This window comes from Rhodoblastus sp. 17X3 (assembly GCF_030056575.1).
Classification (GTDB): domain Bacteria; phylum Pseudomonadota; class Alphaproteobacteria; order Rhizobiales; family Beijerinckiaceae; genus Rhodoblastus.
Genome location: NZ_JASHHX010000003.1, coordinates 205216 through 231671 on the forward strand (window position 1 = coordinate 205216; position 26456 = coordinate 231671).

A 26456-nucleotide genomic window follows, 5' to 3' on the forward strand; every position below is an offset into this window, starting at 1 on the left:
CCTCGAGGCCTCAATGAAGAAATCCCGGCCTGAGCCGGGATTTCACGATGCGCAGCCACGACGACTGGGGAGGGGGGAGGAGGCAGTCGCCGGGCCGTCGCATCAACCTGCCGGGGGAGTGGCGACCTCACCAGACATAGGCGAATTTCAGGTAGCCCGCGTTGGTCAAGCCCGTGTTGTAGCCTTCCACGCCGCGCGAATAGCGCAACGTGAGCGACGCAACGGGGGAGAAATGAGCCATGACGCCGGCGCCGAGCGCCGTTTCCTGGTTCGCCAGCGCAGCGACGCCGCCGCCATACGCGTAATTGGCGCCGCCCGTCGTCTGCCAGTCGAAGGCCACGAAGGGCTCCCAGAACGTCGTCGCCTTCCAGCTAAGACGCAGGTTGGTATGTAACGTCGTGCCCTCATTGACGCGGAGCGATCCGGGGGCGCTTTGAATCGAGCGGAAAACCGCGCCCGCATTTCCGGTAAATGCCAGCAGGGGCGATTGCCAGTCAAAGAAGATGGACGAATAATTCGCCCAATAGTGATTGCTGACTTCGGTCTGGCCGATCGGGATCTGAACGAAGCTCTGCAGGCCGAGGGTTGTGTCCTTGGTGGGCTTGAACCACACCGCTGGGCCGGTCAGCGGGTCGCCAATGCCCTTGACGGCGTCGAAGGGACCGGTGACCATCACCTCCGGCACGATCACTTCATAGGCGAAGCCGACGTTCGGTATGCTGTCGAAGGTCCAGAACCGGACATATTTGGACAGGCCCACGAAAAGGTCCGTGTTGGGAGTCTTGTACAGTCCGCCCGACGGGCTCCAGGCCTGGTTCGTGCTGTTGAATTCGCCATATTGGACGAAGACGTTGAACGGGTCCTTGAAATTGACCGGAAGATTATATTCCTGCGGCCCGATCACCGCGAAGGTGATATCGGACGCGATTGCGTTCGTAGTTGCGCAAAGCGGGATCAGCATCGCCGCGCCCAATGCAAGGCTCTGAATTGTCGTCGATTTTGTTCTCATCGGTTTCCCTCCAAAAATGTCAAGTTTTCTTCTTGCTCAGGAATTGCAGATAGGCCACCAACTCCCAGATCTCTTCGGGCGAGTAGGTATCTCCCCAGCGCGGCATGATGAGACCGGAGTCCCGTTTTCCGTTCGTTATCGTGCGGAAGAAATAGTCGGCGTCGAAGTCATTGCGATTGATGAAGTCCGGGGCCCTTCCGCCCCTTCCCTCGTTGCCATGACAATATCCAGTACAGGAGCCGCTGAAGCGCACTCGGCCAGCCTCTATCCGAGCGGGATCGTTGAGATCGAACGGCGGCGTTTCGCCTGCCCATGCAACGCCTGGAAAACCAGCCAGGCAAAGACAGACGACCTGAATCAATTTACGAACCATATTTATTCTCCGATGGAGACCGGGACGGCGCTTTTCGCGCGCCGTCCCGACCCTTCTTCAGTCCACGGAAAAAACGACGAGCGCGGCGCCCGCGGGCAGCTCCTTCACTTTCGGGAAGGCGTTGGCCATGAAGCCAACGGCGGCCGAGCCGAGGCCGGTGGGCACGGCGATATATTGCTTGCCCTTGATCGAATAGCTGATCAGACCGCCGCGCGCCCCCGAGCCCGCATTGAAATGCCACAAGGTCTTGCCGGTTTCGTCGTCGTAGGCGAAGATGTTGCCCTCTACATCCGCGTTGAACACGAGGCCGCCCGCAGTCGCGAGCACGCTCGACAGTCCGGGAATGGGATAATCCACGCTCCATTTCTTGGCGCCGGTCACCGGGTCGCGCGCGACCAGCCGACCGAGCGGCTTGGCGCCGGGAGGCGCCACGGTCGCCAGTTCGGCGGCGCCAAGAGACAAGGCTGTGACCGTTTTCAAGGAATTTGGATCGTCCTTCTTCGCGATCGCCGTATTGCAGGCTTCCATCGTGTTCGTGTACCAGAAGCCGGTCTTGGGGCTGTATGCGCCGTGGTTCCAGCTGCGCCCGCCCAGCAGCCATGGACAGAGCAGCTTCGTCTCGGTCGCTGAGGGTTCGTTGCGGCCGATCAGTTCGCCTGTCTTCGGATTGATCTCCTTGATCGTGTTTTGAGCGTCGATAAGCTGCCAGACGTTCCTGAGATCGCCGTTGTCCTTGTCCATGACGAAGACATGGCCGCTCTTGTTGAGATGGACGAGCGACTTCTGGTCGCCCGTGGGCAGCAGCACCGCCTCGTAGGGAGCGCCATAATCCCAGACGTCATGCGGAATTTCCTGGCGGGCCCATTTCAGCTTGCCGGTCTTGGGATCGAGCGCCAGCAGGCTGCTGGTATATTTGTTGTCGCCCTCGCGGTCCGCGCCCCAAAAGTCCGGCGACGCATTGCCGATGCCGATATAGATCGTGTCGGTCGTTTCGTCATAGCTGCCGGGCAGCCAGGCGGCGCCGCCGCCGACATCGCCCGATTTGCCGGGCCAGCTCTTCGGATCATGTACGATCGTGTCGAAGGTCCAGACAGGTTCGCCGGTGTCGGCGTTGACCGCCCAGATCTTGCCGCGCGTGGGCTGGTCGCCGCCGGTCGAGCCGCCATACAAGACATTGCCCGCGAGCTGCGGCGGCGACGAGAAGACCGCTGCATACATGTTCTTCTGGTCGATCAGCTGTTGCGACCAGGCTTCCTTGCCGGTCTTCTGGTCCAGAGCAATGAAGCGACCGTCCAGCGAACCGATGAAGACCTTTCCCCGTCCCACTGTCACGCCGCGACTTGTGGCGGCGTAAAATGAATCGTTGGAAATCGGGGCGAGCTTGGGCTTGTATTGCCAAATGATCTGGCCCGTCTCGCCGTTGAGGGCGTAAACGTGATTATACGGGCCGATGTAATAGAGCACCCCGTCAACTTCGATCGGCGTGGCCTGCAGGCCTGAGGTGATGTCGCCCGGCTGGGCGATCCACGCGACTTTCAGATTCTTGATATTGCTTTTGTTGATCTTGTCGAGCGGGCTGTAGCGCCAGGCGGCGCCGGTGCGGTGATATTGCGGCCAGTCGTTGGGCGAGGCCATGCCCATGGCTTGGACCGTCTCGGCGCGCGCCGCGAAAGGAGCCGTGGTCGTGAGCAGGGCGAGGGCGAACAGGCGCAGGCGGATATTGGACTGAAACTTCATTGAGCGCTTCCTCTTTGACTTTTTTGGTTTGGTTTAGGCATTGCGGCGCCTTGCCTGCGCGATCGCTCGCGCAGGATTGGAACGCCTTTGACGTCACTGAACTCAGGACAGGTGATGAACGGGCTGCGGTCCGTAGACGGGGATCGGAAGTCCTTCCTTCCGGGCTTTCAGCTGCAGGGCCAGATAGAGCGAATAATGGCGCGACTGATGCAGGTTGCCGCCGTGGAGCCACAGCCCTTCCTGCTGGGTCGGCTTCCACATGTTGCGAAGCTCGCCTTCCCAGGGGCCGGGGTCCTTGCTGGTGTTCGAGCCGAGGCCCCAGACCTTGCCGATCCTGTCCGCGACTTCCTGCGAGATCAGATCGGCGGCCCAGCCGTTCATCGAGCTGAAGCCGGTGGCGTAGACGACCAGATCGGCGGGAAGCTCCGTCCCGTCGGTGAGGACGACGGCGTTCTCCGTCAGGCGCGCGACATTGACGCCGCTCTTGAGCTTGATGCGGCCGTCCGCGACCAGATCGCAGGCGCCGACGTCGATGTAATAGCCCGAGCCGCGTCGCAGATATTTCATGAACAGGCCGGAGCCGTCGTCGCCGAAATCAAGCATGAAGCCGGCGTCCTCCAGCCGCTTGTAGAAATCGGCGTCGCGCTCGCGGATCCGGTCGTAGATCGGAATCTGGAACTGGTGCATGATCTTGTAGGGCATGGAGGCGAAGGTCAGGTCCGCCTTCTTCGTGGTCATTCCGGACGCGACGGCGCGCTCGGAATAGAGGGCGCCAAGGCCGATCTCCATCAGGGAGTCCGATTTGACGATATGGGTGGACGAGCGCTGGACCATGGTCACGTCGGCGCCGCCTTCCCAAAGGGCCGCGCAGATGTCATGCGCCGAATTATTGCCGCCGACGACCACGACCTTCTTGCCGCGATAGGCGTCCGGGCCGGGGTGTTGCGAGCTGTGCTGCTGCTCGCCCTTGAAGATCTCCATGCCGGGAAATTTCGGCAGGTTCGGCTTGCCGGACATGCCGGTGGCGAGCACGAGCTGCTTGGGCTTCAGAACCAGTTCGCGGCCTTCGCGGCGGACGATGACCGTCCATTCCTTCGCGGTCTCGTCATAGGACGCTTTCACGCATTCGGTCGACGCCCAGTAATTGATCTCCATGACCTTGGCGTACATTTCGAGCCAGTCGGCGATCTTGTCCTTGGGCGCGAAAACCGGCCAGTTGTCCGGGAAGGGCATATAGGGCAGGTGGTCGTACCAGACGGGATCGTGCAGGCACAAAGACTTGTACCGCTTGCGCCATTGGTCGCCCGGGCGGGCGTGCTTGTCGATGACGATGGTCGGCACGTCGAGCTGGCGCAGGCGCGCCGCCAAGGCGATGCCGCCCTGTCCGCCGCCGATGATGAGGCAATAGGGCTGGCGCGACACGCCTAGCTCCGCCTGTTCCTGCGCGCGCTCCTCGGCCCAGGTCTTGCGGCTGGCGTCGATGCCATGCTTGGCGCCGGCGGGGCGCCGGACGCCCATCGGCTCCTCGAAACCCTTCAACTCCTGCATCGTGGTGAGCAGGGTCCAGATTCGCCCCTCCTTGATGCGGATCTGGCCATAGCCTCGCGCCAGCGCCGTTTCGAATTCGATCCAGCTTTCGATGACATCGCCGGTCTCGCTCGCCACTTCGCCGTCGGCGATCCGCAAGTTTTCCGGGCGCGCTTCGGCAAGCTGGGCGCGCAGCATGTCGCCGATCTGCTCCTTGCCTTCCAGCGTCTTGAGGTTCCAGGTGAACGCCACGAGGTCGCGCCAATAGCAATCCGCCTGGAACAATTCGAGCGCCGCAGGAACATCGCCCGCCGCCAGCGCTTCGCCAAGCCGGTTCAGAACATCCGTCGCAACGGCTGTCGCCGACGCCTTGTCTCGCATTTGCAAACTCCCTGTCGCCGATTGCCGGCGAATCTTCATTTTCTGGGATTCGGTTTTGGGACCGAACCTGCGGAAAGGGAGAGCAAAGGCGGCGCCAGAGAGAGGATTCGAAAAATATGAAAATAAGTCAATAAGTTAACGCGGTTGCAGCAAAGCCGGAGGCGCGGCGGCGGCGCCACATGTGTGGCGCCGGGGACGCCTCAGGTTGAAGGTTGAGCCGTTACATGCGAAATTCCCCGATTAACAAATCCAAAAAATCATCCGCGAAAAAAAACAGCGGAATCCGGGAGGAACGTGGTGATGCGCGGCGCGCAATCGGCCCATATCGACGAACTCGTGCGCGCGGCGGCGGAGCGCAATTCGCGGCGCGACGCGATCATCCATGATTCATGGCTGCGCTGCGTGACCGAGCACAAGCTCGACCCGAGCGTGCTGCGCGAGGCGCGCATCGTCACGCCGGGGCAATTGCGCGAGCATCGCGACGCGATGGACGAGTTCCTGCACACGGCGCGCTTCGGCGTCGAGATGCTGTATCGGCAGGTGTCAGGCCTCGGCTATGTCCTGCTTCTGACCGACGCCAATGGCGTCACCGTCGATTTCATGGGCGATCCGACCTTCGCCAATAATTGCCGCAAGGCAGGGCTTTATCTTGGCGCCGACTGGAACGAGAGCTATGCCGGCACCTGCGCCGTCGGCACCTGCATTACGACGGGCGAGGCGCTGACCGTTCACCAGACCGATCATTTCGACGCCACTCACATTCCGCTGACCTGCACCGCCGCGCCGATTTACGATCCCTCGGGCAATATGGCCGCTGTGCTCGATATTTCCGCCCTGCGGTCGCCCGAGCCGAAGGAGGGCCAATTGCTCGCCCAGCAACTGGTGAAATCCTTCGCGCACAAGATCGAGACGGCCAATCTCCTGAACCGCTTCCGCAACGAATGGATTCTGCGGCTCGCGGTGTGCCCGGAATTCGCCGACGTCGATCCGGATGTGGTCATCGCCGTCGACGGTTCCGGCTGGATCATCGGCGTGAACAATCAGGCCCGCATCATGCTGCAGCAGGAAATGCCGGCGCCCGATCCGTCCAGGCCGCCGCGCCGGGTGTCGATTTCAGACATCTTCGAGTGCAGCGTCGATGACTTTCCGTTTTACGTTCACTCGCGGCCGAGCGAACAGCGCGGGTTGCGGCTGCGTCGAAGCGGTCGGACTCTGTTCGGCCAGGCGCTGCCGCCGCCGCCAAAAAAGACGACGGGAGCGCCGCTGCGCGAGCGTCCTCTGCCGGCGGCGCTCGCGGCGCTGGCGGGCGATGACGACGCGATGCGCAATGTCCTTTCGCGTGCGACCAAGCTGGTCAATACGCAGATGGGGCTGCTGATCCACGGCGAAACCGGCACCGGCAAGGAACATCTGACCAAGGCGCTGCACAGCGTCAGCCCGCGCGCGGGCAAGCCCTTCATCGCCGTGAATTGCGCGGCTTTGCCTGAAGCCCTGATCGAGAGCGAATTGTTCGGCCATGAGTCCGGCGCCTTTACGGGCGCAAAAGCCAAGGGCAAGAAGGGACTGGTGCTTGAGGCCAATGGCGGCACCCTCTTCCTCGACGAGATCGGCGACATGCCGCTGGCCTCGCAGACCCGTCTGCTCCGCGTGCTGGCGGAACGCGAGCTGACCCCAGTCGGGGCGACGCGCCCGATCCCGGTGGATATCCGCGTGATCGCCGCGACCCATCGCGATCTGGTCGAGCTGATAAAGAGCGGCAATTTCCGCGAGGACCTCTATTTCCGCCTCAGCGGCGCGGTGCTGAAACTGCCGCCGCTACGAGAGCGGCTGGATTTCGAATGGCTGGTGGAGAAGATGCTGGCCGAGCGGCGGGCGCAATTCGCGCGCGCCTTCGCCCTGTCGCCTGCGGCGCTCGCGCGGATGCGGCAATATGACTGGCCGGGCAATATTCGCGAGTTGATCAATGCGCTGGATTACGCCTGCGCGATCGCGGAAGGCGATCTGATCCAGCTCGACGATCTGCCGGACCGGATCGCCTGCGGCGACGCCGACGAGCGGAAGGTCAGCGGCTCGGCTGAAGAACTCCTCGCCGAATTGCGCCGCAATCGTTGGAACGTCTCCCAGGTCGCGCGGCTTCGCGGCGTGGACCGCACTACGATCCACCGGCAGATTCGCCGCCACGGCTTGATGGCGTTCAGGAACCCCGGCTGAGCGCGCCGACCTGTGGCGCCGGACGCCACAGCTGTGGCGCGGCGCCCCGCCGGACCGCAGAGCGCCGTTTATTGAAATATAACTATTTCAATTAGATGCTGGCCTTTGCCGCGCTGGCGCCGCGCTTGCTGAGCACTCCTCAAGAAAAAAATCTTGAGGAAACCCATGCCGCTCAAAGTCGGCGTCATCGCCAATCCGGTTTCTGGTCGCGACATCCGCCGCGTCATCGCTCAGGCCAACAGCCTGCAGGTCGCGGATCGCGCCAACATGCTTCTGCGCGCGCTCGCCGGCCTCGCCGCCTGCGGCGTGGCCGAGGCCGTGATGATGCTGGAACGCGGCGGCGTCGCCGGCCATGTCCTGCGCCATCTTACGCAGTCAGCCAATCGCGGCGAGACCCGCTTTCCGCGCCTGTCGTTCCTCGAAATGCCCGTCACCGGCACGGTCGAGGACTCGCGCCTCGCCGCGCGAAAATTGGCCGGCGAGGGCGTCGCCGCGATCATCGTTCTCGGCGGCGACGGCACGCATCGGGCTGTTGCGGCGGAATGCGGCGCCACGCCCATCGCTGGCATTTCGACCGGCACCAATAACGCCTTTCCAGAATATCGCGAGCCGACCGTCACGGGTTTCGCGACCGGCCTTGCCGCGAGCGGCGCTGTCCCGAAGGACGTGGCGATCGCGGCCAATAAATGGCTGAAGGTGAGCATCGAAGGCGCGCCGTCCGAAATCGCTTTGGTCGATGTCGCCGTCGTCACCGAGCAGAACCTCGGCGCCCGCGCGCTGTGGCGGGCCGACACCTTCCGCGAACTTTACGTGACCTTCGCCGATCCGCAGGTCATCGGCATGTCCGCGATCGCCGGGCTGGTCGAGCCGATGGGGCGGGACGAGGCGGACGGCCTGATGCTTCGGCTGGCGCCGGCGCACGCAGCCGCGGCAATCGTGCGGGCGCCGATCGCTCCCGGCCTGGTCGTGTCGATCGGGGTGGAAGACTGGCGCCGTCTCCCGGCCGGTCGCGCTTTCACCCCTGCGCTTGCGGCGGGGTCGATCGCGCTCGACGGCGAGCGCGAATTGTCCTTCGGCCCGAAGCGGAAGGTTTCGATCGAGCTGGTCGAAAACGCCTTCTCCACCATCAATGTCGCGGCCGTCATGCGCTACGCGGCGGCCAAAGGGCTGCTGCGCGAAGGCTGCCTCGCCTGCGCCTGAGAAAACCAATCCAAAACCAGAAGAAGGAGGAAACGACAGATGTCCAGCAATCCATTTCCCTTGTCGAGGGACGAGCTGTTGCGGGCCTACCGCACCATGCGCACCATCCGCGATTTCGAGGAGCGGCTGCATTTCGAATTCGCCAAGGGCGACATTCCCGGCTTCGTCCATCTCTATGCCGGCGAGGAAGCCTGCGCGACCGGCATCATGATGCACCTCACGGACATCGACCGCATCGCCTCGACCCATCGCGGCCATGGCCATTGCATCGCCAAGGGCGTCGACGTCCATGAAATGATGGCCGAGATCTATGGCAAGGCCACGGGCTCGTGTCGGGGCAAGGGCGGCTCGATGCATATCGCAGACCTCTCCAAGGGCATGATGGGCGCAAATGGCATTCTGGGCGCCGGCGCGCCCTTGATCTGCGGCGCCGCGCTCGCCTCGAAATTCCGTGGCGACCACGGTGTAGGCGTCACCTTTTTCGGCGATGGCGCAGCCAATCAGGGCACTGTGCTGGAAAGCATGAATCTCGCCGCCGTGTGGAATCTTCCGGTCCTCTTCGTCGTCGAGAACAATGGTTACGCCGAAGCTACGTCGGTCGAATACGCTACGGCGGTTGATTCCTATGTCGATCGCGCTTCGGGCTTCGGCATGCCGGGCGTCACCGTCGACGGGACCGACTTTTTCGCGGTCTATGAGGCGGCGGGCGAGATTATCAATCGCGCGCGCGAGGGCGGCGGGCCGGCCTTGCTCGAATGCAGCGTCACGCGCTTCTACGGCCATTTTGAAGGCGACGCCCAGACATATAAGGCCAAGGGCGAAAATGAGTTCAACCGCGCCAATCGCGACTGCCTGAAGATCTTTCGCGCGCGCGTTTGCGACGCCGGACTGGCGAGCGAGCGCGACTTCGCCCTGATCGATGTTGAGGTCGCGGCGTTGATCGACGCCGCTGTTTCATCGGCCAAGGACGCGCCCCTGCCGCATGCGCGCGAATTGCTCACCGACGTTTACGTTTCCTACTGACGCCACGATCGAAGGAGAAAAATCATGACACGCAAGATCAGCTTCAAGACGGCGATCAACGAGGCGCTGGACCTCGAAATGACCCGCGACCCAAATGTCATCCTGCTCGGCGAGGATATTGTCGGCGGCTCCGGCGCGCCCGGCGAAGCCGACGCCTGGGGCGGTGTGCTGGGCGTCACCAAGGGGCTTTACGCCAAGCACGGCGGCCGCCTGCTCGACACGCCGCTGTCGGAATCGGCCTATGTCGGCGCGGCCATCGGCGCCGCCGCCTGCGGCATGCGCCCGGTCGCAGAACTAATGTTTATCGATTTCATGGGCGTCTGTTTCGACCAGATTTTCAACCAGGCGGCCAAGTTCCGCTACATGTTCGGCGGCAAGGCCAAGACGCCCGTGGTCATCCGCGCCATGGTCGGCGCGGGCTTCCGCGCCGCCGCCCAGCATTCGCAGATGCTCACGCCGCTTTTCACCCATATTCCGGGGCTGAAGGTGGTCTGTCCGTCGAACGCCTATGAGGCGAAAGGCCTGCTCATTCAGGCCATCCGCGACGACGATCCGGTCATTTTCTGCGAGCACAAGAACCTCTATGGCCTCGAATGCGAGGTTCCGGAGGAGTCCTACGCTATTCCGTTCGGCGAGGCGAATATCGCGCGCGAGGGCAAGGACGTCACCATCGTCAGCTATGGCCTGACCGTCAACCGCGCGCTCGAAGCGGCGGAAAAACTCGCCCGCAAGGATCGCGTCGAGGCGGAGGTGATCGACCTGCGCACCCTGTCGCCGATCGATTGGGACACGGTTCTTGAAAGCGTCGAGAGCACCGGACGCCTCGTCGTGGTGGACGAGGCCAATCCGCGCTGCTCGCTCGCCAGCGACGTCGCGGCCTATGTGGCGCAGCACGCCTTCGGCGCGCTCAAGTCCGCGCCGCAGATGGTGACGGCGCCGCATACGCCGACGCCCTTCTCGCCTTCGCTGGAAGACCTCTATGTCCCCTCGGCGGACGCCATCGTCGCCGCCGTCGGCAAGACCATCGCCCGCGCCAAAGCGGCCTGAAGGAGCGCCATATGAATGCGAATATCACGCCGATCGTCATGCCCAAATGGGGCCTGTCGATGTCGGAAGGAAAGCTGACCGGCTGGCTGAAGCCGGTCGGCGCCAAAATCGCTGTCGGCGACGAGATCATGGAGGTCGAGACCGACAAGATCGTCAATGTCGTCGAGGCGGACGCTGCGGGAACCTTGCGCCGCGTCATTGGCGAAGACGGCGTCGTCTATCCGGTCAAGGCGCTCATTGGCGTCATCGCCGGCGATGACGTCGCGGACGAGGAGATCGAGGCTTTCGTCGCCGGTTACTCCGCTCCCGCCAGCGAGGAGGGCGGCGACGAGGACTCCGGTGCGCGCTATGAGTTCGTCGCCACGCCCTTTGGCCGACTACGCTACGCCAAGCGGGGCGAGGGCGCGGAGGTCGTCATTCTGGTTCATGGCTTCGGCGGCGACCTCGACAACTGGCTTTTCAATATCGAGGCACTGGCCGGAGCAGGGACGGTTTACGCTCTCGATCTGCCCGGCCACGGCCAGTCGGACAAGAAGCTTGGCGAGGCGAGCCTTGGCTGGCTGGCGTCGGCCGTCATCGCCTTCATGGACGCTGTCGGCGAGTCATCAGCGCATCTGGTCGGTCATTCCATGGGCGGCGCCGTCGCCGCCCGCGTGGCGCTGGACCAGCCGGGGCGGGTCAAATCGCTGGCGTTGATCGGTTCGGCGGGACTCGGCCCCGAGATCAATGGAGCCTACCTCGATGGCTTTGTGGCGGCTGGCGCGCGGCGCGATCTCAAGCCTCTGCTTGAACAACTGTTCGACGACCCGGCGCTCGTCAACCGCCAGCTGGTCGACGAGGTTCTTAAATACAAGCGCATCGATGGGGTCGAAGCCGCCTTGCGGAGCCTCGCGGCGGGCGTGTTCCCCGAAGGGCGTCAGACTTCAGTGCTCGCTGAAGGCCTGAAAGCGTCCGGAATCCCCGCTCTGGTGATCTGGGGCGAGACGGATCGCATCATCCCGGCCGCGCATGCGTCGGCTCTGGGCGCAGGCGCCAAATCGGAGACGCTCGCCGGCGCCGGCCACATGGTCCAGATGGAAAAGGCTGGCCGCGTGAACGAACTGCTGCTCGCGCATCTTTCGGCCTAACTGGCCGGGCGCCGAGGCGAACCGCCGCGTCTCGCGGCGGTTCGCCTTTTAGCGATAGGCGCGCCAGAAGACGAGCAGGGTGATTGTGGCGTTGAGGCAGGAGATCACGATCCGCGCCTTCGCGGGATCCAGCCGTCTCCCGTAATGCCCGGCGAGATAGCCGCCCACCGTCGATGAGACAAGCAGCACCGCCATTTCCCTCCAGTAGATCAAGCCGCCGACAATGAAGAACAGGGACGCTGTGGCGTTCATCGACGCGTTGAGCAAGTGACGCGACGCCTGCATGGAATTGATGGTCGCCTTGGTCAGGACGCTCCAGGCCGCCAGCATCATGACGCCGACCGCGCCGCCGAAATAGCCGCCGTAAACGCCGAGGACGAACTGGACCGCGGGAAGGGCGTGCGGATGGATGTTGACGCGTTTGCGCAGTTCTTCGCCCAGCTTCCGGCCGAAGGCGAAGACCAGGACGCCAAACAGCAGCAGGAACGGGAAGATATTGTCGAAAAATTTCTGCGAGGATTTGAGCAGCAGGACCGCGCCGATCACGCCGCCGATCACGCTCACCGCCGCCATGGTCGAGAGCTTCACGCCGTCGAAGCCGCGGAAGTCGTGGCGATAGGCGAAGGCCGTCGCGAGCGCGCTCGGCACCAGCGCGACCGTGCTGGTCGCATTGGCGAAAAGCGAGGGCACGCCGGCGGCGACCAGCGCCGGCAGCGTCACGAAGGAGCCTCCGCCGGCGATGGCGTTCATGGCGCCGCCGAGCAAGCCGGCGCCCGCGACAAGGATCGCGCTTTGCATTTTGTTCCTCGGGCTGGGGTCAGGCCCGCCGCTTGACGTCGGCGGTCGATAATTTTTCGACGGACTGGATGAGATTGGCGAAGCGTTCCCCCTGCACCATGACGTGCTGGCGCAGTTTTTCCGCCGCGAGATCGGCGTTATTGGCGAGGATCGTGGCGACAATCTGCTCATGCTCGGCGAAGGACGACGCAATGCGTGCGGGAACGCGCAATTGCAGACGCCGGTAAGGCCGCGCGCGGCGCTGCATTTCCAGCGTTTGCTCGATCAGGAATTCGTTGCCGCTCGCCTGGTAGAGCGCGACGTGGAAGATTTCGTTCAAACGGTAATATTCGTCCGGGTCATTCACGCCCCGGCAGGCCTCATGCGCCGCTAGCAGCTTCTGCAGTTGGAACGGCGTCGCGCGCCTGGCGGCGAAACTGCCGCAGAGCGCTTCCAGCTCGGCCATGAATTCAAACATTTCACACAGCCGGCGCGGCGAGGCCGGGGCGACGGCCCAGCCCTTGCGCGGCATTTTCTCGATCATGTGGATCGAGCCGAGGCGGATCAACGCCTCGCGGATCGGCGTGCGCGAGACGCCGAAGGCTTCGGCGAGCTCGACTTCGTCGAGGCGCGCGCCCGGCGGATATTCCCCGGTGACGATCCGTTCCTCGATGGCTTCGAGCAATTGTTCCGACAGGCGGTGTGGCGATTGGTCCATGGCGTCGACGCTGGAAAAAATGATTTCTGAATCCTTCATACAAAATGCTTGACACTGTGTCCACATCAATGTTTTCTGTATACATAAATTGGAATTGGAATACAGAAATCCAACCAGCACAGGGGAGGGAAGCGATGGTGATTTTTGGCACCGCGCTATTGGCGGCCTGCTATCTTGCAGGCGTCATCATAGGCGAGGGAATTGCGGCGCTGATCGGCGTCAAGGCGAATGTCGGCGGCGTCGGCATCGCGATGCTGCTTTTGATAGCGGCGCAGCATTATTTGCAAAAGCGCGGTCTGTTCGCTGTCGACACCGCCAAAGGCGTGACTTTCTGGGCGATGATGTACATCCCCGTGGTCGTCGCGATGGCGGCGACGCAGAACGTGATCGTCGCGTTCAAGAGCGGCCCGATCGCCCTGCTCGCCGCCGCCGGCTCCTTCGCGATCTGCATATTGTTCATCTCATTGATCAATCGGGTCATCGAACGCGCCCATATCGCCAGCGCGGCGCTCGAGCCGGTCTCGGACGATCACGATCCCGCCAGCGACCTCTCCGTCGCCCCCGACCATCGCTGAGGACCGTCGCCATGCTGCACATGATCGAAAAAACCATTCTCGACAATCCGCTGATCACCGCCTTCGCCTTCGTCGGCGCTGTGATCTGGGTTTCGAACCAGTTGGCCCACCATCTCACCCGTGGCCGCGTCGCAGGCTCCGCCATCGCCGTTCTCGCTGGACTGGCGCTCGCTTATTGGGGCGGCGCGATCACCGGAAAGGCCAAGGGTCTCGCCGATGTCGCCCAATTTGGCGGCCTCGCCTTGATGGGCGGCGCCATGATGCGGGATTTCACCATCGTCGCCACCGCGAGCGAGGTTCATGTCGATGAGGCGAAAAAGGCCGGCTGGCTCGGCTTTCTCGCTCTGGTGCTGGGCACGGTTCTGCCCTTCATCGTCGGCGTCGGCGTGGCTTACGCCTTTGGGCATCGCGACCCGGTGACGCTCACCACCATCGGCGCGGGCGCCGTCACCTATATCGTCGGGCCGATCACCGGAGCCGCAATCGGCGCCTCCTCGGACGTCATTGCGCTCAGCATCGCCACTGGCGTGATCAAGGCGATCCTGGTGATGATCTTCACCCCGGTGTTCGCCCGCTTCATGCGGCTGAATAATCCGCAGGCGGCCATGGTCTTCGGCGGTCTCGCAGGAACCGTCAGCGGCGTGAGCGCGGGACTTGCCGCGACCGACCGTCGCCTTGTGCCTTATGGCGCGCTGGTCGCGACCTTCCACACCGGGTTCGGCTGCCTGCTTGGCCCTTCCATTCTCTTCCTCGCGGTCAAGGCCCTGTTCGGCTGAGAACGGGACGAACACAGAAAGGCATGTTCATGCGAGACTGGAACGCTCAGGCGCGCAACCGGCAGGCGCGGCTCGCCCGCGCCGCTACCCTGGCGAAAGGCAAGGAAGTCGCCGCCGCCAACATCGGCGCCTTGCTCGAAGCCGTGCTGGAGCCCGGCGACCGCGTCTGCCTCGAAGGCAACAATCAGAAGCAGGCGGATTTTCTCGCCGCCGCGCTTGCCGGTCTGGACTCCGAAACGGTCCACGACCTGCATATGGTGCAGTCCGTCCTGGCTCTGCCCGAACATATTGACGTGTTCGAACGCGGCGTCGCCTCGAAGCTGGATTTCTCCTTTTCCGGCCCGCAGGCGGGCCGCCTCGCCAAGCTGGTCGGCGCCAATCAGATCAGGATCGGCGCGATCCACACCTATCTCGAATTGTTCGGGCGCTATTTCGTCGATCTGACGCCCCGCGTCAGCCTCGTCTGCGCCCAGGCCGCAGACAGGCAAGGCAATCTCTACACCGGCCCGAACACCGAGGATACGCCGGTGATCGTCGAGGCGACCGCATTCAAGAGCGGTATCGTCATTGCCCAGGTCAACGAGATCGTCGATACGCTGCCGCGCGTCGATATTCCCGGCGGCTGGGTGGACTTTGTCGTGCAAAGCCCGAAGCCGCATTTCATCGAGCCTCTGTTCACCCGCGATCCGGCCCAGATTTCCGAAATCCAGGTCCTGATGGCCATGATGGCGATCAAGGGAATTTACGCCGAATATGGCGTGAACCGCCTGAACCACGGCATCGGCTTCGACACCGCGGCGATCGAGCTGATTCTGCCGACCTATGCGGAATCGCTCGGGCTGAAAGGAAAGATCTGCCAGCATTGGGCGCTCAACCCGCACCCGGCGCTGATCCCGGCCATCGAGGCCGGCTTTGTCGAGAGCGTGCATTCCTTCGGCTCCGAGCTTGGCATGGAGGCCTATATCCGCGCCCGGCCCGATATTTTCTTCACCGGCGCCGATGGCTCGATGCGCTCCAACCGCGCCATGTGCCAGGCGGCGGGCCATTACGCCTGCGACATGTTCATCGGTTCGACCTTGCAGGTCGATCTCGCGGGCAATTCCTCCACCGCCACGCTCGGCCGCATCGCCGGCTTCGGCGGCGCGCCGAACATGGGTTCTGACGCGCGCGGCAGACGTCATGCCAGCAATGCGTGGCTAAAGGCGGGTCGCGAGGCGCGCGAAGGCCGCAATCTCATCCCGCGCGGCCAGAAACTGGTCGTGCAGATGGTCGAGACCTTCCGCGAGCATATGCAGCCCGCCTTCGTGGAAAAGCTCGACGCCTGGGAGCTGGCCGAAACCGCCAATATGGATCTGCCGCCGGTGATGATCTACGGCGAGGACGTCAGCCATATCCTGACGGAAGAAGGCATCGCCAACCTGCTGCTCTGCCGCACCGACGAGGAGCGCGAGCAGGCCATTCGCGGCGTCGCCGGCTATACGCCCGTGGGCCTCGGACGCGACAAGCGAATGGTCGAAAATTTGCGTGACCGCGGCATCATCCGCCGTCCCGAAGACCTCGGCATCGACAAGCGTCACGCCACCCGCGACCTGCTCGCCGCGCGCTCCGTCAAAGACCTCGTGCGCGCTTCCGGCGGTCTCTACGACCCGCCCAAACGTTTCCGCAACTGGTAGGCCCAACATGGAAAAGCTGACCTTTGAATTTCTTGGCGGCGCCCCTGTGAATGCGACGCGCGCGCCCGCCCTTGTCGGCGTCGTCGGCTCGGGCAATCTCGAAATCCTGATCGAGCCCGAAAAACTTGGCGGCCGTTGCGCCGTCGAGATCCTGACCGCCGCGCGTGGTTTCGGCGCCACCTGGGAGGCCGTCCTCGACGATTTTTTCGCGCGGCACAAGCTGGCCGACGTGCGCATTTCGATCAACGACGTTGGCGCGACGCCGGCGGTGGTTTCACTGCGGCTGGACCAGGCCGTGGAGAATTTTCTGGGGGGCGCGCAATGACCAGCTATTACGAGGCCAGCGCCCGCGAGCGCCTGGCGGATCTGCTTGATCCGGGCAGCTTCCACGAATTCCTGCCGGCGACCGAGCGCGTCGTCAGCCCGCATCTCGTGCAGCTCGAAACGCCCGCCGCTTTTGACGATGGCGTCATCGTCGGCCGGGGGACTCTCGATGGCCGTCCCGTACTGGCGGCGGCGCAGGAGGGCGGTTTCATGGGCGGCGCCGTGGGCGAGGTTCATGGCGCCAAGCTCGTCGGCCTGCTGGAGCGGGCGCGCGACGAAAAGCCCGCCGCGGTGCTGCTGCTGGTGGAATCCGGCGGCGTGCGGCTGCATGAAGCCAACGCCGGATTGATCGGGGTTTCCGAAATCATGCGCGCGGTGCTGGCCTTGCGCAGCGCGGGCGTTCCCGTGCTTGTGCTGGACGGCGGCCAGTTCGGCTGTTTCGGCGGCATGGGCATTGTCGCGCGGCTCTGCGACGCGATCGTGATGAGCGAGGAGGGGCGGCTCGGCCTTTCCGGCCCTGAGGTGATCGAGACGACCTGCGGCGTCGAGGAATTCGACTCGCGCGACCGCGCACTGGTCTGGCGCACGGTCGGCGGCAAGCATCGCTATCTGCTTGGCGAGGCCGACGCGCTCGTCGCGGATAATATCGCCGCCTTCCGCAAGGCCGCGATCAGCCTGCTCGACACGAAGCCCGATCTCTCAATTGAGGCCCTGACGACAGAACACGAAAAACTCGGCGCGCGGCTGGAAAAATTCGGCTCCTGTCATGACGCGCTCGACATCTGGTCGGCGCTGGGGATCGAAGCCCCGGAAGGCCTGCCCTTGCTGGAGGCCGATTCTTTTGTAGCCAAGGTTGCTGGAAGGAGAGCCTGACATGGACGCCAGAACCCTGCTCGAAAAGCTTTTTCCCAACGGCAGCGAGGTCGCTTTCGACGGCCTTTATTTTGCCGGAACGGGCGAGAGCTCGAATGGAAAAGTCGCGGTCATCGGCTCGATCGACGCGGCGCCGATCGGCGTTGAACTCGCCTTCCGCATGGCGGGCGAGGTCCTGCGCATCGTGCGCGAATATCCCGCCAGGCCAGATTTGCCCGCCCGCCCGATCCTGCTGCTGGTGGACACGCAAGGCCAGCGGCTGAGCCGCCGCGACGAATTGCTCGGCATCAACGGCTATATGGCGCATCTCGCCAAATGCCTGCAACTGGCGCGCAACAAGGGCCACAAGATCGTCGGCCTCGTCTATTCCGAGGCGGTGAGCGGCGGCTTCCTCGCCTCCAGCCTGCTGGCCGACCGCTGCTACGCGCTGCCCGAGTCGCAGGTGCGCGTGATGAATCTCCCGGCCATGTCGCGCATCACCAAGATCCCGCTCGAACGGCTGGAAGAATTGAGCAAGTCGTCGCCGGTTTTCGCGCCTGGCGTCGGAAATTATCTGAAAATGGGCGCGGTCAATGCTCTGTGGGAAGGCGATCTGTCCCAGCGCCTGGCCGAGGCGCTCGACGTTCCGCCGGAGGGCGACAGCCGCCGCCAATGGGGCGAGGAGCGCGACGGCCGCAGGCTGGCGCGCGGCGTGGCCGAAAGGGTGCGCCATGCGGCAGGCTGACCTCTACCGCCGCCACGACTGGGTCTATCTGCCGGACGACTGGCGCCGCAGGCTGGCGGCGCCGCTCGCGGCGGAGGATGAAGACGCGCTCGCGCGCTGGAGCGAGAAAGGGCGGCCTCTGGTTGTCGCGCGGCGGCAGGAGGGCGACGCGCCGGGCCTGCTTCGGCTGGGCCTCGCCTTGCCGGGCAAGAGGCGGGTTGGCGTGATCCTCCCGACTGAAGCGGTCGCTCTGCGCCGCCAGCCTCCCTTCTTCCTCGACGTCGTTGAAAATGGCGCGGCGCTTTGGCCCGAGGCGATGCGCGAACTGGCGGGCGTGGTCGCCCGCATCGCGCCGGAAATGCGCGTGTTCGGATCGTTCGCCTGGCAGTTTTTCGCCGCTGACCCCGCCCTTGTTTACGTCACGCGCAATTCCGACATCGACCTGTTGCTGACCCCGGCCCATGGCACCCAGCTGGCGGCGTGGATCGCCCTGTTGCAGAATTTCGAAAGCCGCTGGCCGGCGCCGCGCCTCGACGGCGAGATCGCCTTGCCCGGCGGAGATTTTGTCGCCTGGCGCGAATTTGCCGCGCGCCCGCAAAAAATTCTGGTCAAGGGCGCCGATAATGTCAGCCTGCGCTCGATCGAGGACATCGACGCTCTACTCTCCGCGAGGGCCGCATGACCAGTCAGACTCGTTTCGCGCCTGATCTACGCAGCGCATCGGGCGATATCGGGCGCCTCGCCATCCGCGCGCTACTGACGGAACTGAAGCTTCATCCCAAGCCCGGCCTCGTCAGCCCTGTCGATAATGGCGCGCATGACGACATGAACCTGACGACTTTTGTTCGCTCCCTTCTCGCGTTGCGCTTCTATTTCACGGCTATCGCGGAGGCCGGCGCGCGCGAGGCGTCTTTTGATGAATTGCGGCGTCTGGGGATCGAGGCCGAGCGGCGGATGCTGGCGGCGACGGGCGGAATCAACACCCATCGCGGCGCGATTTTCTGTCTCGGCTTTCTCGCCGCGGCGGCGGGCTGGCGGCGCGCGCGTGGCCTCGGCCTCCAAGGCGAATTGCTGACGGAAACGGTCCTCCAATTATGGGGCGAAGGCGTCGCGGAAGTGGGGCGCGTAGCGCCGGACTCTCATGGCGCGCGCGTGATCCGGCGCTATGGCGCGCGCGGGGCGCGGGAGGAATTGCTGGCGGGCCTGCCGACACTGCTCGGAATCGCCGTTCCGGCGCTGCGCGAAACGCTGAAGCGAACGTCCTGCGCGGAGCGCGCCTCCATTCAATGCCTTTTCGCCATTATGGCCGAATTGCAGGACACCAACCTGTTGCATCGCGGCGGGCTCGAAGGCCTCGGTTTTGTCCAGAACGCGGCGCGCCGGTTCCTCGACGCGGGCGGCGTGCATGCGCGGGACTGGCGCCAGCGCGCGCTCGACCTGCACGGCGATTGCGTCGCCCTGCATCTTTCGCCCGGCGGCGCGGCGGATTGTCTCGCCGCCGCCTGGTTCGTCCACGGGCTTGCCCCATGAGTCTCGTCGCATGAGCCTTATCCCATGAGCCTTATCCCGTGAGCCTTGGCCTGCTGTGTCCCGGACAGGGAGACCAGTCGCCTGGCATGTTCGGCGTTCTCGCGCGATGCGGCGAGGCCCAGCCGATCTGGGACATTTTCGTGCGCGAAACCGGATGCGACCCCTTCGCGCTCACCGCCGAAGAGATGCAGGTCAATGTCGTCGCGCAGCCTTTGGTCTGCGCCTTTCAACTCGCGGTCTGGGCGGCGATCGGCGACAGGCTGCCGCAGGTCCACGCACTCGCGGGCTATAGCGTTGGCGAACTGGCGGCCTATGGTTGCGCGGGCGCGCTTTCGCCGCAGGATGTCGTCGCGCTGGCCCGGCGGCGGGCCAAATTGATGGACGAAGCCTTTCGGGGAGGCGGCGCCATGCTGGCGTTGCGCGGTCTGGACCGCGCGACGGTTCGCGCGCTCTGCGACCGGCATGGCGTCGAAATCGCCATCGTCAACGCCGACGACAGGCTCGTCGTCGGCGGCGCCCCGGCGGCGGTCGCCGCCTGCGGCGAGGAAGCGCAGGCGCGCGGCGCGAAGGCCACGCCGCTGGCGATCCATATTCCGTCGCACACCAGCCTGATGCAGACCGCCGTCGCGCCCTTCGGTCTTGCGCTCGATCAAGCGGAATGGAAAAGGCCGTCGGCGCCCGTGCTGGCGGGGATCAGCGGCGCGCCCGTTTTCGCTCCGGGGCCGGCGCGGGAGGCTTTGGCAGCCCAATTGGCGGAAACGATCGACTGGGCCGCCTGCCTCGATGGCTTGCGCGAAAGAGGCTGCACGGTCCTGCTTGAACTCGGCCCCGGCGCCGGGCTGTCGCGCATGGCGCGCGACCGAATGCCGGATATGCCGGCGCGTTCGGTCGCGGAATTCAACAGTCTTGACGGCGTGCTGGACTGGGTGTCGCGTCAAATCGCCTAGAGGCCGCGCCCGCCGAACAGGAGAGGCTAGAACAGACCTTGACCGCCAAATAGGTTCGGACGGGCAAGGCTCGTTCGACTCTGGCGCGGGGAAGGCTTTGCCAGTTCTCTCTCTCTCAAGCTAAGCTTCGCCGAATCTGCAATTGGGCGAGAGCGCCCGATTGCCTCCCTCGAGCGAGGTTCTTGAGTTGGGAAATCCGAGTCGGAAGGCCGCGGTTTTTGTCTGGGGCCTGGTCGCCCTGTTCGTCATCTTTCCGGTCGGCGTATGGGCTTCGCTCGCGCTCTGGTTCCGCACGCCAGGGCCGGAATGGGTCAGGGCCATTGCGGCAGGCGCCTTCGGCCTCCTCGCGCTCGCGACGATCGTCCGGCTGTTTTCCGGACGCCGCCTGCGGTCGCTCGGCCTGTTTGCTGCGGCTTTTGGCGCCGTTCTGATCTGGTGGGGCACGATCAAGCCGCCGGAGACCGGGAACTGGTCGCCGGACGTCGCCCGTCAGGTGACGGGCGTGGTCGACGGGGACATCCTGACGCTTACCAACGTCCGCGACTTCGATTGGAGCAGCCGCACGGAGTTCAAGGAACGCTGGGTGACCGAGTCCTACGACCTGTCGAAGCTGCGCTATCTCGATCTGTTTCTGGCCTATTGGGCGGGGCCGGAAATGGCCCATGTCATCATGAGCTTTGGCTTCGAGGACGGGCGTTATCTCGCCTGGTCGATCGAGGTCCGCAGCCTGAAGGGCGGCGAATTCGCGCCCATCGCGGATCTTTTCAGGAACAGTCCGCTGGTGATCATCGCGTCGGAAGAGCGCGATGTCGTTCGGCTGCGCTCGAATATCAGGGAGGAGGACGTCCAGCTCTACCGTCTGCGCACGCCGCCCGCCATCGCCCGCGCCATCATGCTGCAATATGTCGAGGAATCCAACGATCTCGCTGCGAGGCCGCGATTCTATAATTCGATCGTGACCAATTGCACGACGGCGGTCGTGAAGCTGATCCGCGCCGCCGGCGGACACATGCCGCTCGACTGGCGCCTGATCGTCAATGGCTTCCTGCCGGGCTATCTTTACGATCACGGCGCGGTCGACACCGGCATCTCGCTTGAGGAACTGCGCGCGCGCTCCCGCATCAGCCCGCGCGCTCGCGAGGTTGATGGTTCGCCGGATTTTTCGAAACTCATCCGCGAGGGCGTGCCGTCGCCCGCCGCGAATGCCGCCCGCTGATCAAAACCTGCGCTGCGCGAGGTGGTCAGTGCTCGTGCTCGCCGCCGAATTTGCCCTGAACCGCGCCGCCGGTCTGCGTGGTGATCTGTACGGCGCCTTCCAGCTCGGCGTGCAGCGGCGACGGCGCGACTCCGGTGAGCTTGTTGTCGCTGGCGGGCGCGAGGGGGATGCGGACCGGCTTGCCGTCCGCCGCCTTGAATATGGCCACGCCCTTGAACCCCGCCGAAGCCATCGGCTTGGCCGAATGGTCGTTGAGATAGACGTCCATCGTCATGTCCTTGACGACGACTTCGACATGGAAGGAGCCTGCGTCGGCCTTGGGGGCCGCCATGCTCGCCGATTTTCGGCGCATGGGCGAAACAGGCGGGCGCGGCGGACAGCAGCAAAGTAAAAGCGAGAAGGGAGCGTTTCATTGGATTGGCTCCTTCGTTTTGTTTCACTAGATCGGAATTTCGGCGGCGGCCCGAGCCGGAGCGGCGTCGGAGGCTTCCGCGCGACGCCCTTGCCGGCATAGGTTTCGGGATCGAAAGCCAGCGCTTCGACCCACAGGCGCTGCGGATCGACGATCTGGAAGATGACCGCATTGGCCTCCGCGATCTGGCCGGCCATGGCGTTGGCCGAGGCGATGATTCCATCGACCGGCGCGACCAGCGGCTCCGGCTCGCGCTTGACTTTCTCGACGTCGGCGCGGCGTTCGCGCATGCCCTGCAGCGCGAGGCGGGCCTCGTCCAGCGTCGCCTGCGCCGCGGACTGGGTCTTGATCAGGATTTCATAACGGGCGACCCGCCGCTCGGCGATGGCGATCTGCTGGTTGCAGCCTCCTCGTAGAACGAGAGGCGCAAAAACGCCATTCCGAGAATGATGAGCGTCAACGCCGCAGCCTGAGCGCCGCTCTGGCGGCCAGCCAAGCCTAGGTCTATGGTCGCCGTCCGCGCTCTCGGGCGCATTTTCGGGCGCAGTTTTGGAGGCGGCTCTTGAAGCCCATCATAGATCCTCGTCTTGGCGATATCGAGAATGACGCGTCCAGCACCAAGAGCCGTTCGCTGCTGTCGCTCGCCGGCACCCTGCTGACGGAGATCAGCCTGCCGAAACTGGCGGTGACCTGGGTGCTGCTGATCCTGCTCCCCGGCCTGCTGCTCGGAATGGCGCCGGTTGTCGCCTCGATCTGGCTCAGCGCCTTTTTCGACAGGGTCGAGGCCTTTCAGGCGGGGCTGTGGTCCGCGGCGGTTCTCGCCGTGCTGCTCGCCGTTGCGCTTTTCAGCTCCCGCCGCCTGTTTCGTTTGGCCGAGAGAAATTTTTGGGCGCTGAACGCGCTCGCCGTCCAGCCCATTTACGCGGCCTGCCGGGAAGCGATGCGCCAGCTGTTCGAAGGGCGGTTCGCGCCCGACAGCGCCCACCTCGCGAAATTGCGCGCCGCAGCCGCTTTGGTGTCGGGCTTCGCGATCTGCGCGATTTCGCTCTGGGTGCTGGCCGCGGCGTGGCCATCGACGCTCATCGTGAGCGATATCGCCATTCTGCACGCCCCGTGGCGGCTGGCGCGGGCCGCGTTGGCCAACAGCGCCGTGCTGGTGAGCGCCTATGTCGCCGTGGCGGCGCTGGCCTGGGCGATCGCCGATGCGACAATGGACCAGCCGCACGATCTGGAGCGCTTCGACGAAGAGCCGCGCGACGGAGCGACTTCGGGCGCGGTCTGGCGTGTCGCGCATCTGTCGGATATCCATGTCGTCGGGGAGAATTACGGCTTTCGCATCGAAAGCGGCCGCTCGGGCCCGCGCGGCAACGAGCGGCTGGATCAGGCCTTCATCCGGCTGGAGGCCCTTCACGCCGCCGATCCGCTCCACGCGATCCTGATCACCGGCGATGTGACCGACGCTGGCCTTTCCACGGAATGGGCCGAGTTTCTCGACATTGTCGCGCGCCATCCCGCCATCGCCGATTTGATCGTGATGGCGCCGGGCAATCACGATCTGAATATTGTCGATCGCGCCAATCCGGCGCGGCTGGACCTGCCGACGAGCCCCAACAAGAAATTGCGCAAATTGCGCGTCCTGTCCGCCATGGCCACGCTCCACGGCGAGCGCGTCCGGGTCGTCGATGAGGCGGCGGGGCGATTGGGCGGCAGCCTTGCGACGGCTCTGGCGCCCTTCGCGGATTTGATGAGTTCCTTCGTCGATTCCGGAAAGCCGTGGTTCTCGCAGGACCTGTCCGACCTTTGGGCCAAGGCCTTTCCGCTGGTGGTTGCGCCGGACCGGGAGGATGGCCTCGGGATGATCCTGCTCAACTCCAGCGCCGACACGCATTTTTCCTTCACCAACGCGCTGGGCATGGTCTCGATGGAGCAGGTCCGCGCGCTGGAGAAGGTCATGGCCCTTTATCCGACGACCTGTTGGGTCGTCGCGCTGCATCACCATCTCGTCGAATATCCGCGCCCAGCCAAGGCGCTTTCCGAGCGTATCGGGACCGCTCTCGTCAATGGCAACTGGTTCGTCCGGCGGTTGCGGCCGCTCGCGGGCCGCGTCGTGGCGATGCACGGCCATCGCCACATCGATTGGGTTGGGGAATGCGCCGGGCTGCGGCTCGTCTCGGCCCCGTCGCCGGTCATGGACGCGAAGGACCGGGACGACACCTGTTTCTACGTGCATCGTCTGGCCATCGGGCCAGACCGGCGGCTCAAGCTGTTGCAGCCCCAAAAAATCGTCCTCGCCGGCCTGCCGAAGGCGCAAGCCTGACACAGCGTCAGGTCGCCTTGTTTCGATCGCCGCCCGACAAAAGGATCGCGATCCATTTCGATGGCTCGTGCTCGCCGCAGATGGTGAGAACCGCGATCAGGATCGGCACGCCGATGAACGCCCCTGCGATGCCCCACAGAAAGCTCCAGAAAAACACCGCGAACAGGACCATGAAGGGCGAGAGCGACAGGCGGGCGCCCGCAATGCGCGGTTCGAGATAGCTGCCGATGAAGAACTGGATGGCGTTCAGGCAGGCGAAGACCACCAGCGCGAGATTCCACGACTCGAATTGCGCCAGGGCGAAGAGGGACGGGAACACGGTCGCGACCAGAGGCCCGATGAAGGGAATATAGTTCAGGACGAAGGCGATCACGCCCCAGGCGGTGGCCAGTTCGATGCCGGCGGCCAGAGCAAAAACCCAGACGACGGCGCCCGTCAACGCGCTCATCGTACTGCGGACCAGCATGTATTTCTGGAATTTTGCGGAGATTTCCTTCGCCGGGGTCAGCAGGGATTCGCGCAGGCGCGCGTTTTCGAGGCGCTGGATATTGTGGTGGGCGAGATCGACTTCGAGCAGGCCCAGCACCGTGAAGGCGAAGGCGATGACGACGAAGGACAGCAGGCCATAGCCCTGTCCGCCGATTTCTCGCACGGCGCCGGTGATCCAGGCCGGACTGAAACTGGTCGCCATCAGCGGCTGAACGGCGAGGCCATGCGTTTCGAGCCAGGTGACGGCCTGACCGTAAAGCGCCTGGAAGCGCGCGGTATTATTGAGCAGCCATTGCGCGACATGGCCAAAGGCCCAGACCACGAGATAGCCGAGAATTGAAATCGCCGCGAGCGTCGAGAGCAGGGTGACGACCATCGCCAGCAGCTTCGGGACCCGCCGCTGCATCGCGCCCTGGATCGGCCAGACGACGGCGACGATGAAAATGGCGAAGGTGACGGGGGCGAGGATGGGCCGGGCGAAAAAAGCCGCCGCGAGGAGGATCACCATTGCGGCGAGAAGAAGCGACGCGGTCGCCGCGCGATCTTGAGTCATGAAACGGCTTTCCGGCCTTGAGCCTTGCGTGGTCCGGCCCAGAGTTAAGCCGCTTTTCGCGTCAACTCAACCGTCGGGGGAATTTCGTCGCGGGCCGGGGAAGAAGACGTTGACGCGCCGCGTATAGGCCTCGAAAGCGGCGCCGCGCGAGGCGCGCAGGTGCTTCTCCAGCGGGGGGACGCCGCTGACGTGAACCAGCAGCCAATAGATGAAAGCCGGGGCGGCCAGGGCGAGCAGGCCTTGCGGAAAAGCGCCCGAGAAATCGAGCGCGAGCAAGGGCCAGGCGCACCAGAACAGGAACTCGAAAAAATAATTGGGATGGCGCGAATATTTCCACAGGCCGATCTCGCAGATCCCCCTCGCAGGCGCGGCGCGGCGGAATTGGCTCAGTTGCGAATCGGCCAGCGCCTCGCCGCAGAGCGCCGTCGCCGCGACAACGACCCCGGCGAGATCGAAGACATCAGGAAAGGGGCGCGGCGCACGGGCGGCCAAAGCGACCGCGCCGACCAGAGGCAAGGCCGCCGCCGCCTGAATTTGCAGAAAGGCGAACAGCCGGCGTGGAAAATCCGCGCCCCATTCCTGCGCCAGCGCGGCATAGCGCGGATCGTCGCCGGCGCCGCGCGTCCGCGAGAAGATATGGCCTGCGAGCCGCGCCGACCAGACCGCGACCAGCCCGGCGGCCAGCGCGCCGCGGCCGCAAGGAGCCGCCCCGGAGCAGGGCGCCAAGGCGAGAATAGCGGCGACCAGTCCGGTCGCCGCTGACCAAATCGTGTCGATCCAGCCGCTGCGGCCCGTGCGCATCCTGACCAGCCATGCCAAGGCCATGGCGAGGTTGAGCGTGGCGACCGCCGTCAGGCCGTAAAACATGAGCAAAACCTGCCTCCTTCGCCCCTTTTAACGTCATGCCGAAGCTTTTGGATCGCGCCGGTGAACCGCCG

At 64.4% G+C, this 26456-nt stretch carries 26 protein-coding genes; 16 read left to right on the forward strand and 10 right to left on the reverse strand.

Going from position 1 to position 26456, the window contains the following annotated elements; translation table 11 throughout:
• Positions 1-127: 127 nt before the first annotated feature.
• From QM467_RS05235 to QM467_RS05250, 4 genes are all read right to left on the reverse strand, one after another.
• Complete coding sequence (locus QM467_RS05235) at positions 128-1009, reverse strand: transporter (RefSeq protein ID WP_283365245.1); 882 nt, start codon at positions 1007-1009, stop codon at positions 128-130.
• A 19-nt stretch (positions 1010-1028) separates the two neighbouring features.
• Positions 1029-1382: a c-type cytochrome gene (locus tag QM467_RS05240; RefSeq protein ID WP_283365246.1), complete on the reverse strand. Its 354-nt coding sequence runs from the start codon at positions 1380-1382 to the stop codon at positions 1029-1031.
• Between the two features lie 57 nt (positions 1383-1439).
• Positions 1440-3119, reverse strand: coding sequence for a pyrroloquinoline quinone-dependent dehydrogenase (locus tag QM467_RS05245; RefSeq protein WP_283365247.1), 1680 nt, complete (start codon positions 3117-3119; stop codon positions 1440-1442).
• 102 nt (positions 3120-3221) lie between these two features.
• Positions 3222-5027, reverse strand: a complete 1806-nt coding sequence (locus QM467_RS05250) for an NAD(P)/FAD-dependent oxidoreductase (protein WP_283365248.1) — start codon at positions 5025-5027, stop codon at positions 3222-3224.
• A 300-nt stretch (positions 5028-5327) separates the two neighbouring features.
• Between QM467_RS05250 and QM467_RS05255 the strand changes: the two genes are divergently transcribed.
• The 5 genes from QM467_RS05255 (at position 5328) to QM467_RS05275 (ending at position 11635) form a co-directional block, all read left to right on the forward strand.
• Entirely contained in the window at positions 5328-7238 is a 1911-nt protein-coding gene (locus QM467_RS05255) for a sigma-54-dependent Fis family transcriptional regulator (RefSeq protein ID WP_283365249.1), read from the forward strand.
• A 165-nt stretch (positions 7239-7403) separates the two neighbouring features.
• Complete coding sequence (locus QM467_RS05260) at positions 7404-8438, forward strand: NAD(+)/NADH kinase (RefSeq protein WP_283365250.1); 1035 nt, start codon at positions 7404-7406, stop codon at positions 8436-8438.
• A gap of 39 nt (positions 8439-8477) precedes the next feature.
• Positions 8478-9461, forward strand: a complete 984-nt coding sequence (locus tag QM467_RS05265; RefSeq protein ID WP_283365251.1) for a thiamine pyrophosphate-dependent dehydrogenase E1 component subunit alpha — start codon at positions 8478-8480, stop codon at positions 9459-9461.
• A gap of 24 nt (positions 9462-9485) precedes the next feature.
• On the forward strand, positions 9486-10508 hold the full coding sequence (locus QM467_RS05270; RefSeq protein ID WP_283365252.1) for an alpha-ketoacid dehydrogenase subunit beta: 1023 nt from the start codon (positions 9486-9488) through the stop codon (positions 10506-10508).
• Positions 10509-10519: 11 nt separating this feature from the next.
• Entirely contained in the window at positions 10520-11635 is a 1116-nt protein-coding gene (locus tag QM467_RS05275) for an acetoin dehydrogenase dihydrolipoyllysine-residue acetyltransferase subunit (RefSeq protein WP_283365253.1), read from the forward strand.
• Between the two features lie 48 nt (positions 11636-11683).
• On the opposite strand, the gene QM467_RS05280 is transcribed toward QM467_RS05275, so the two are convergent.
• Entirely contained in the window at positions 11684-12433 is a 750-nt protein-coding gene (locus QM467_RS05280) for a sulfite exporter TauE/SafE family protein (RefSeq protein ID WP_283365254.1), read from the reverse strand.
• 19 nt (positions 12434-12452) lie between these two features.
• A complete protein-coding gene (locus tag QM467_RS05285) occupies positions 12453-13169 on the reverse strand; it encodes a GntR family transcriptional regulator (RefSeq protein WP_446737734.1) in 717 nt (238 codons plus the stop codon).
• 95 nt (positions 13170-13264) lie between these two features.
• Here QM467_RS05285 and madL point away from each other — a divergent pair, with 95 nt between their 5' ends.
• The 10 genes from madL (at position 13265) to QM467_RS05335 (ending at position 21747) form a co-directional block, all read left to right on the forward strand.
• Positions 13265-13705 carry a malonate transporter subunit MadL gene (madL, locus tag QM467_RS05290; protein WP_283365255.1) on the forward strand — a complete coding sequence of 147 codons (441 nt, stop codon included), beginning with the start codon at positions 13265-13267 and terminating at the stop codon, positions 13703-13705.
• Positions 13706-13716: 11 nt separating this feature from the next.
• Entirely contained in the window at positions 13717-14481 is a 765-nt protein-coding gene (madM, locus tag QM467_RS05295) for a malonate transporter subunit MadM (protein ID WP_283365256.1), read from the forward strand.
• Positions 14482-14510: 29 nt separating this feature from the next.
• On the forward strand, positions 14511-16154 hold the full coding sequence (gene mdcA / locus QM467_RS05300) for a malonate decarboxylase subunit alpha (protein WP_283365257.1): 1644 nt from the start codon (positions 14511-14513) through the stop codon (positions 16152-16154).
• Between the two features lie 7 nt (positions 16155-16161).
• Positions 16162-16479, forward strand: coding sequence for a malonate decarboxylase acyl carrier protein (gene mdcC / locus QM467_RS05305; RefSeq protein ID WP_283365258.1), 318 nt, complete (start codon positions 16162-16164; stop codon positions 16477-16479).
• The gene (locus QM467_RS05310; protein WP_283365259.1) at positions 16476-17351 is read left to right on the forward strand and encodes a biotin-independent malonate decarboxylase subunit beta; all 876 of its coding nucleotides are present in this window, start codon (positions 16476-16478) and stop codon (positions 17349-17351) included. Before mdcC ends, QM467_RS05310 begins: the two co-directional genes overlap by 4 nt.
• Before the next feature lies 1 nt (position 17352).
• Positions 17353-18075 (forward strand): biotin-independent malonate decarboxylase subunit gamma, encoded by a 723-nt coding sequence (gene mdcE, locus QM467_RS05315; protein ID WP_283365260.1) that lies wholly within the window; start codon positions 17353-17355, stop codon positions 18073-18075.
• Entirely contained in the window at positions 18062-18736 is a 675-nt protein-coding gene (gene mdcG, locus QM467_RS05320) for a malonate decarboxylase holo-[acyl-carrier-protein] synthase (protein ID WP_283365261.1), read from the forward strand. The genes mdcE and mdcG overlap by 14 nt, the downstream gene beginning before the upstream one ends.
• Positions 18733-19584 carry a triphosphoribosyl-dephospho-CoA synthase MdcB gene (gene mdcB / locus QM467_RS05325; RefSeq protein ID WP_283365262.1) on the forward strand — a complete coding sequence of 284 codons (852 nt, stop codon included), beginning with the start codon at positions 18733-18735 and terminating at the stop codon, positions 19582-19584. Before mdcG ends, mdcB begins: the two co-directional genes overlap by 4 nt.
• Before the next feature lie 38 nt (positions 19585-19622).
• The gene (locus QM467_RS05330) at positions 19623-20531 is read left to right on the forward strand and encodes an ACP S-malonyltransferase (RefSeq protein WP_283365263.1); all 909 of its coding nucleotides are present in this window, start codon (positions 19623-19625) and stop codon (positions 20529-20531) included.
• 187 nt (positions 20532-20718) lie between these two features.
• Entirely contained in the window at positions 20719-21747 is a 1029-nt protein-coding gene (locus QM467_RS05335; protein WP_446737735.1) for an Lnb N-terminal periplasmic domain-containing protein, read from the forward strand.
• A 25-nt stretch (positions 21748-21772) separates the two neighbouring features.
• Here QM467_RS05335 and QM467_RS05340 read toward each other — a convergent pair whose 3' ends face one another.
• Positions 21773-22078: a hypothetical protein gene (locus tag QM467_RS05340; RefSeq protein WP_342395097.1), complete on the reverse strand. Its 306-nt coding sequence runs from the start codon at positions 22076-22078 to the stop codon at positions 21773-21775.
• Positions 22018-22449, reverse strand: coding sequence for an HlyD family secretion protein (locus QM467_RS19905; protein ID WP_446737736.1), 432 nt, complete (start codon positions 22447-22449; stop codon positions 22018-22020). Before QM467_RS19905 ends, QM467_RS05340 begins: the two co-directional genes overlap by 61 nt.
• 272 nt (positions 22450-22721) lie before the next feature.
• On the opposite strand from QM467_RS19905, the gene QM467_RS05350 reads away from it, so the two are divergent.
• Positions 22722-24476 (forward strand): metallophosphoesterase family protein, encoded by a 1755-nt coding sequence (locus tag QM467_RS05350; protein ID WP_283365265.1) that lies wholly within the window; start codon positions 22722-22724, stop codon positions 24474-24476.
• A 7-nt stretch (positions 24477-24483) separates the two neighbouring features.
• Here QM467_RS05350 and QM467_RS05355 read toward each other — a convergent pair whose 3' ends face one another.
• Both QM467_RS05355 and QM467_RS05360 read right to left on the reverse strand, forming a co-directional pair.
• The gene (locus tag QM467_RS05355) at positions 24484-25518 is read right to left on the reverse strand and encodes an AI-2E family transporter (RefSeq protein WP_283365266.1); all 1035 of its coding nucleotides are present in this window, start codon (positions 25516-25518) and stop codon (positions 24484-24486) included.
• A 66-nt stretch (positions 25519-25584) separates the two neighbouring features.
• On the reverse strand, positions 25585-26385 hold the full coding sequence (locus QM467_RS05360) for a DUF1295 domain-containing protein (protein ID WP_283365330.1): 801 nt from the start codon (positions 26383-26385) through the stop codon (positions 25585-25587).
• Positions 26386-26456: the final 71 nt, after the last annotated feature.

Bases quoted from the DNA above. Each gene is read 5' to 3' on its own strand.
- QM467_RS05235 (WP_283365245.1), bottom strand. From the start codon at position 1,009: ATGAGAACAAAATCGACGACAATTCAGAGCCTTGCATTGGGCGCGGCG.
- QM467_RS05240 (WP_283365246.1), bottom strand. From the start codon at position 1,382: ATGGTTCGTAAATTGATTCAGGTCGTCTGTCTTTGCCTGGCTGGTTTT.
- QM467_RS05245 (WP_283365247.1), bottom strand. From the start codon at position 3,119: ATGAAGTTTCAGTCCAATATCCGCCTGCGCCTGTTCGCCCTCGCCCTG.
- QM467_RS05250 (WP_283365248.1), bottom strand. From the start codon at position 5,027: ATGCGAGACAAGGCGTCGGCGACAGCCGTTGCGACGGATGTTCTGAAC.
- QM467_RS05255 (WP_283365249.1), top strand. From the start codon at position 5,328: ATGCGCGGCGCGCAATCGGCCCATATCGACGAACTCGTGCGCGCGGCG.
- QM467_RS05260 (WP_283365250.1), top strand. From the start codon at position 7,404: ATGCCGCTCAAAGTCGGCGTCATCGCCAATCCGGTTTCTGGTCGCGAC.
- QM467_RS05265 (WP_283365251.1), top strand. From the start codon at position 8,478: ATGTCCAGCAATCCATTTCCCTTGTCGAGGGACGAGCTGTTGCGGGCC.
- QM467_RS05270 (WP_283365252.1), top strand. From the start codon at position 9,486: ATGACACGCAAGATCAGCTTCAAGACGGCGATCAACGAGGCGCTGGAC.
- QM467_RS05275 (WP_283365253.1), top strand. From the start codon at position 10,520: ATGAATGCGAATATCACGCCGATCGTCATGCCCAAATGGGGCCTGTCG.
- QM467_RS05280 (WP_283365254.1), bottom strand. From the start codon at position 12,433: ATGCAAAGCGCGATCCTTGTCGCGGGCGCCGGCTTGCTCGGCGGCGCC.
- QM467_RS05285 (WP_446737734.1), bottom strand. From the start codon at position 13,169: ATGAAGGATTCAGAAATCATTTTTTCCAGCGTCGACGCCATGGACCAA.
- madL (WP_283365255.1), top strand. From the start codon at position 13,265: ATGGTGATTTTTGGCACCGCGCTATTGGCGGCCTGCTATCTTGCAGGC.
- madM (WP_283365256.1), top strand. From the start codon at position 13,717: ATGCTGCACATGATCGAAAAAACCATTCTCGACAATCCGCTGATCACC.
- mdcA (WP_283365257.1), top strand. From the start codon at position 14,511: ATGCGAGACTGGAACGCTCAGGCGCGCAACCGGCAGGCGCGGCTCGCC.
- mdcC (WP_283365258.1), top strand. From the start codon at position 16,162: ATGGAAAAGCTGACCTTTGAATTTCTTGGCGGCGCCCCTGTGAATGCG.
- QM467_RS05310 (WP_283365259.1), top strand. From the start codon at position 16,476: ATGACCAGCTATTACGAGGCCAGCGCCCGCGAGCGCCTGGCGGATCTG.
- mdcE (WP_283365260.1), top strand. From the start codon at position 17,353: ATGGACGCCAGAACCCTGCTCGAAAAGCTTTTTCCCAACGGCAGCGAG.
- mdcG (WP_283365261.1), top strand. From the start codon at position 18,062: ATGCGGCAGGCTGACCTCTACCGCCGCCACGACTGGGTCTATCTGCCG.
- mdcB (WP_283365262.1), top strand. From the start codon at position 18,733: ATGACCAGTCAGACTCGTTTCGCGCCTGATCTACGCAGCGCATCGGGC.
- QM467_RS05340 (WP_342395097.1), bottom strand. From the start codon at position 22,078: ATGGCGGCCCCCAAGGCCGACGCAGGCTCCTTCCATGTCGAAGTCGTC.
- QM467_RS19905 (WP_446737736.1), bottom strand. From the start codon at position 22,449: ATGCGCGAACGCCGCGCCGACGTCGAGAAAGTCAAGCGCGAGCCGGAG.
- QM467_RS05355 (WP_283365266.1), bottom strand. From the start codon at position 25,518: ATGACTCAAGATCGCGCGGCGACCGCGTCGCTTCTTCTCGCCGCAATG.
- QM467_RS05360 (WP_283365330.1), bottom strand. From the start codon at position 26,385: ATGTTTTACGGCCTGACGGCGGTCGCCACGCTCAACCTCGCCATGGCC.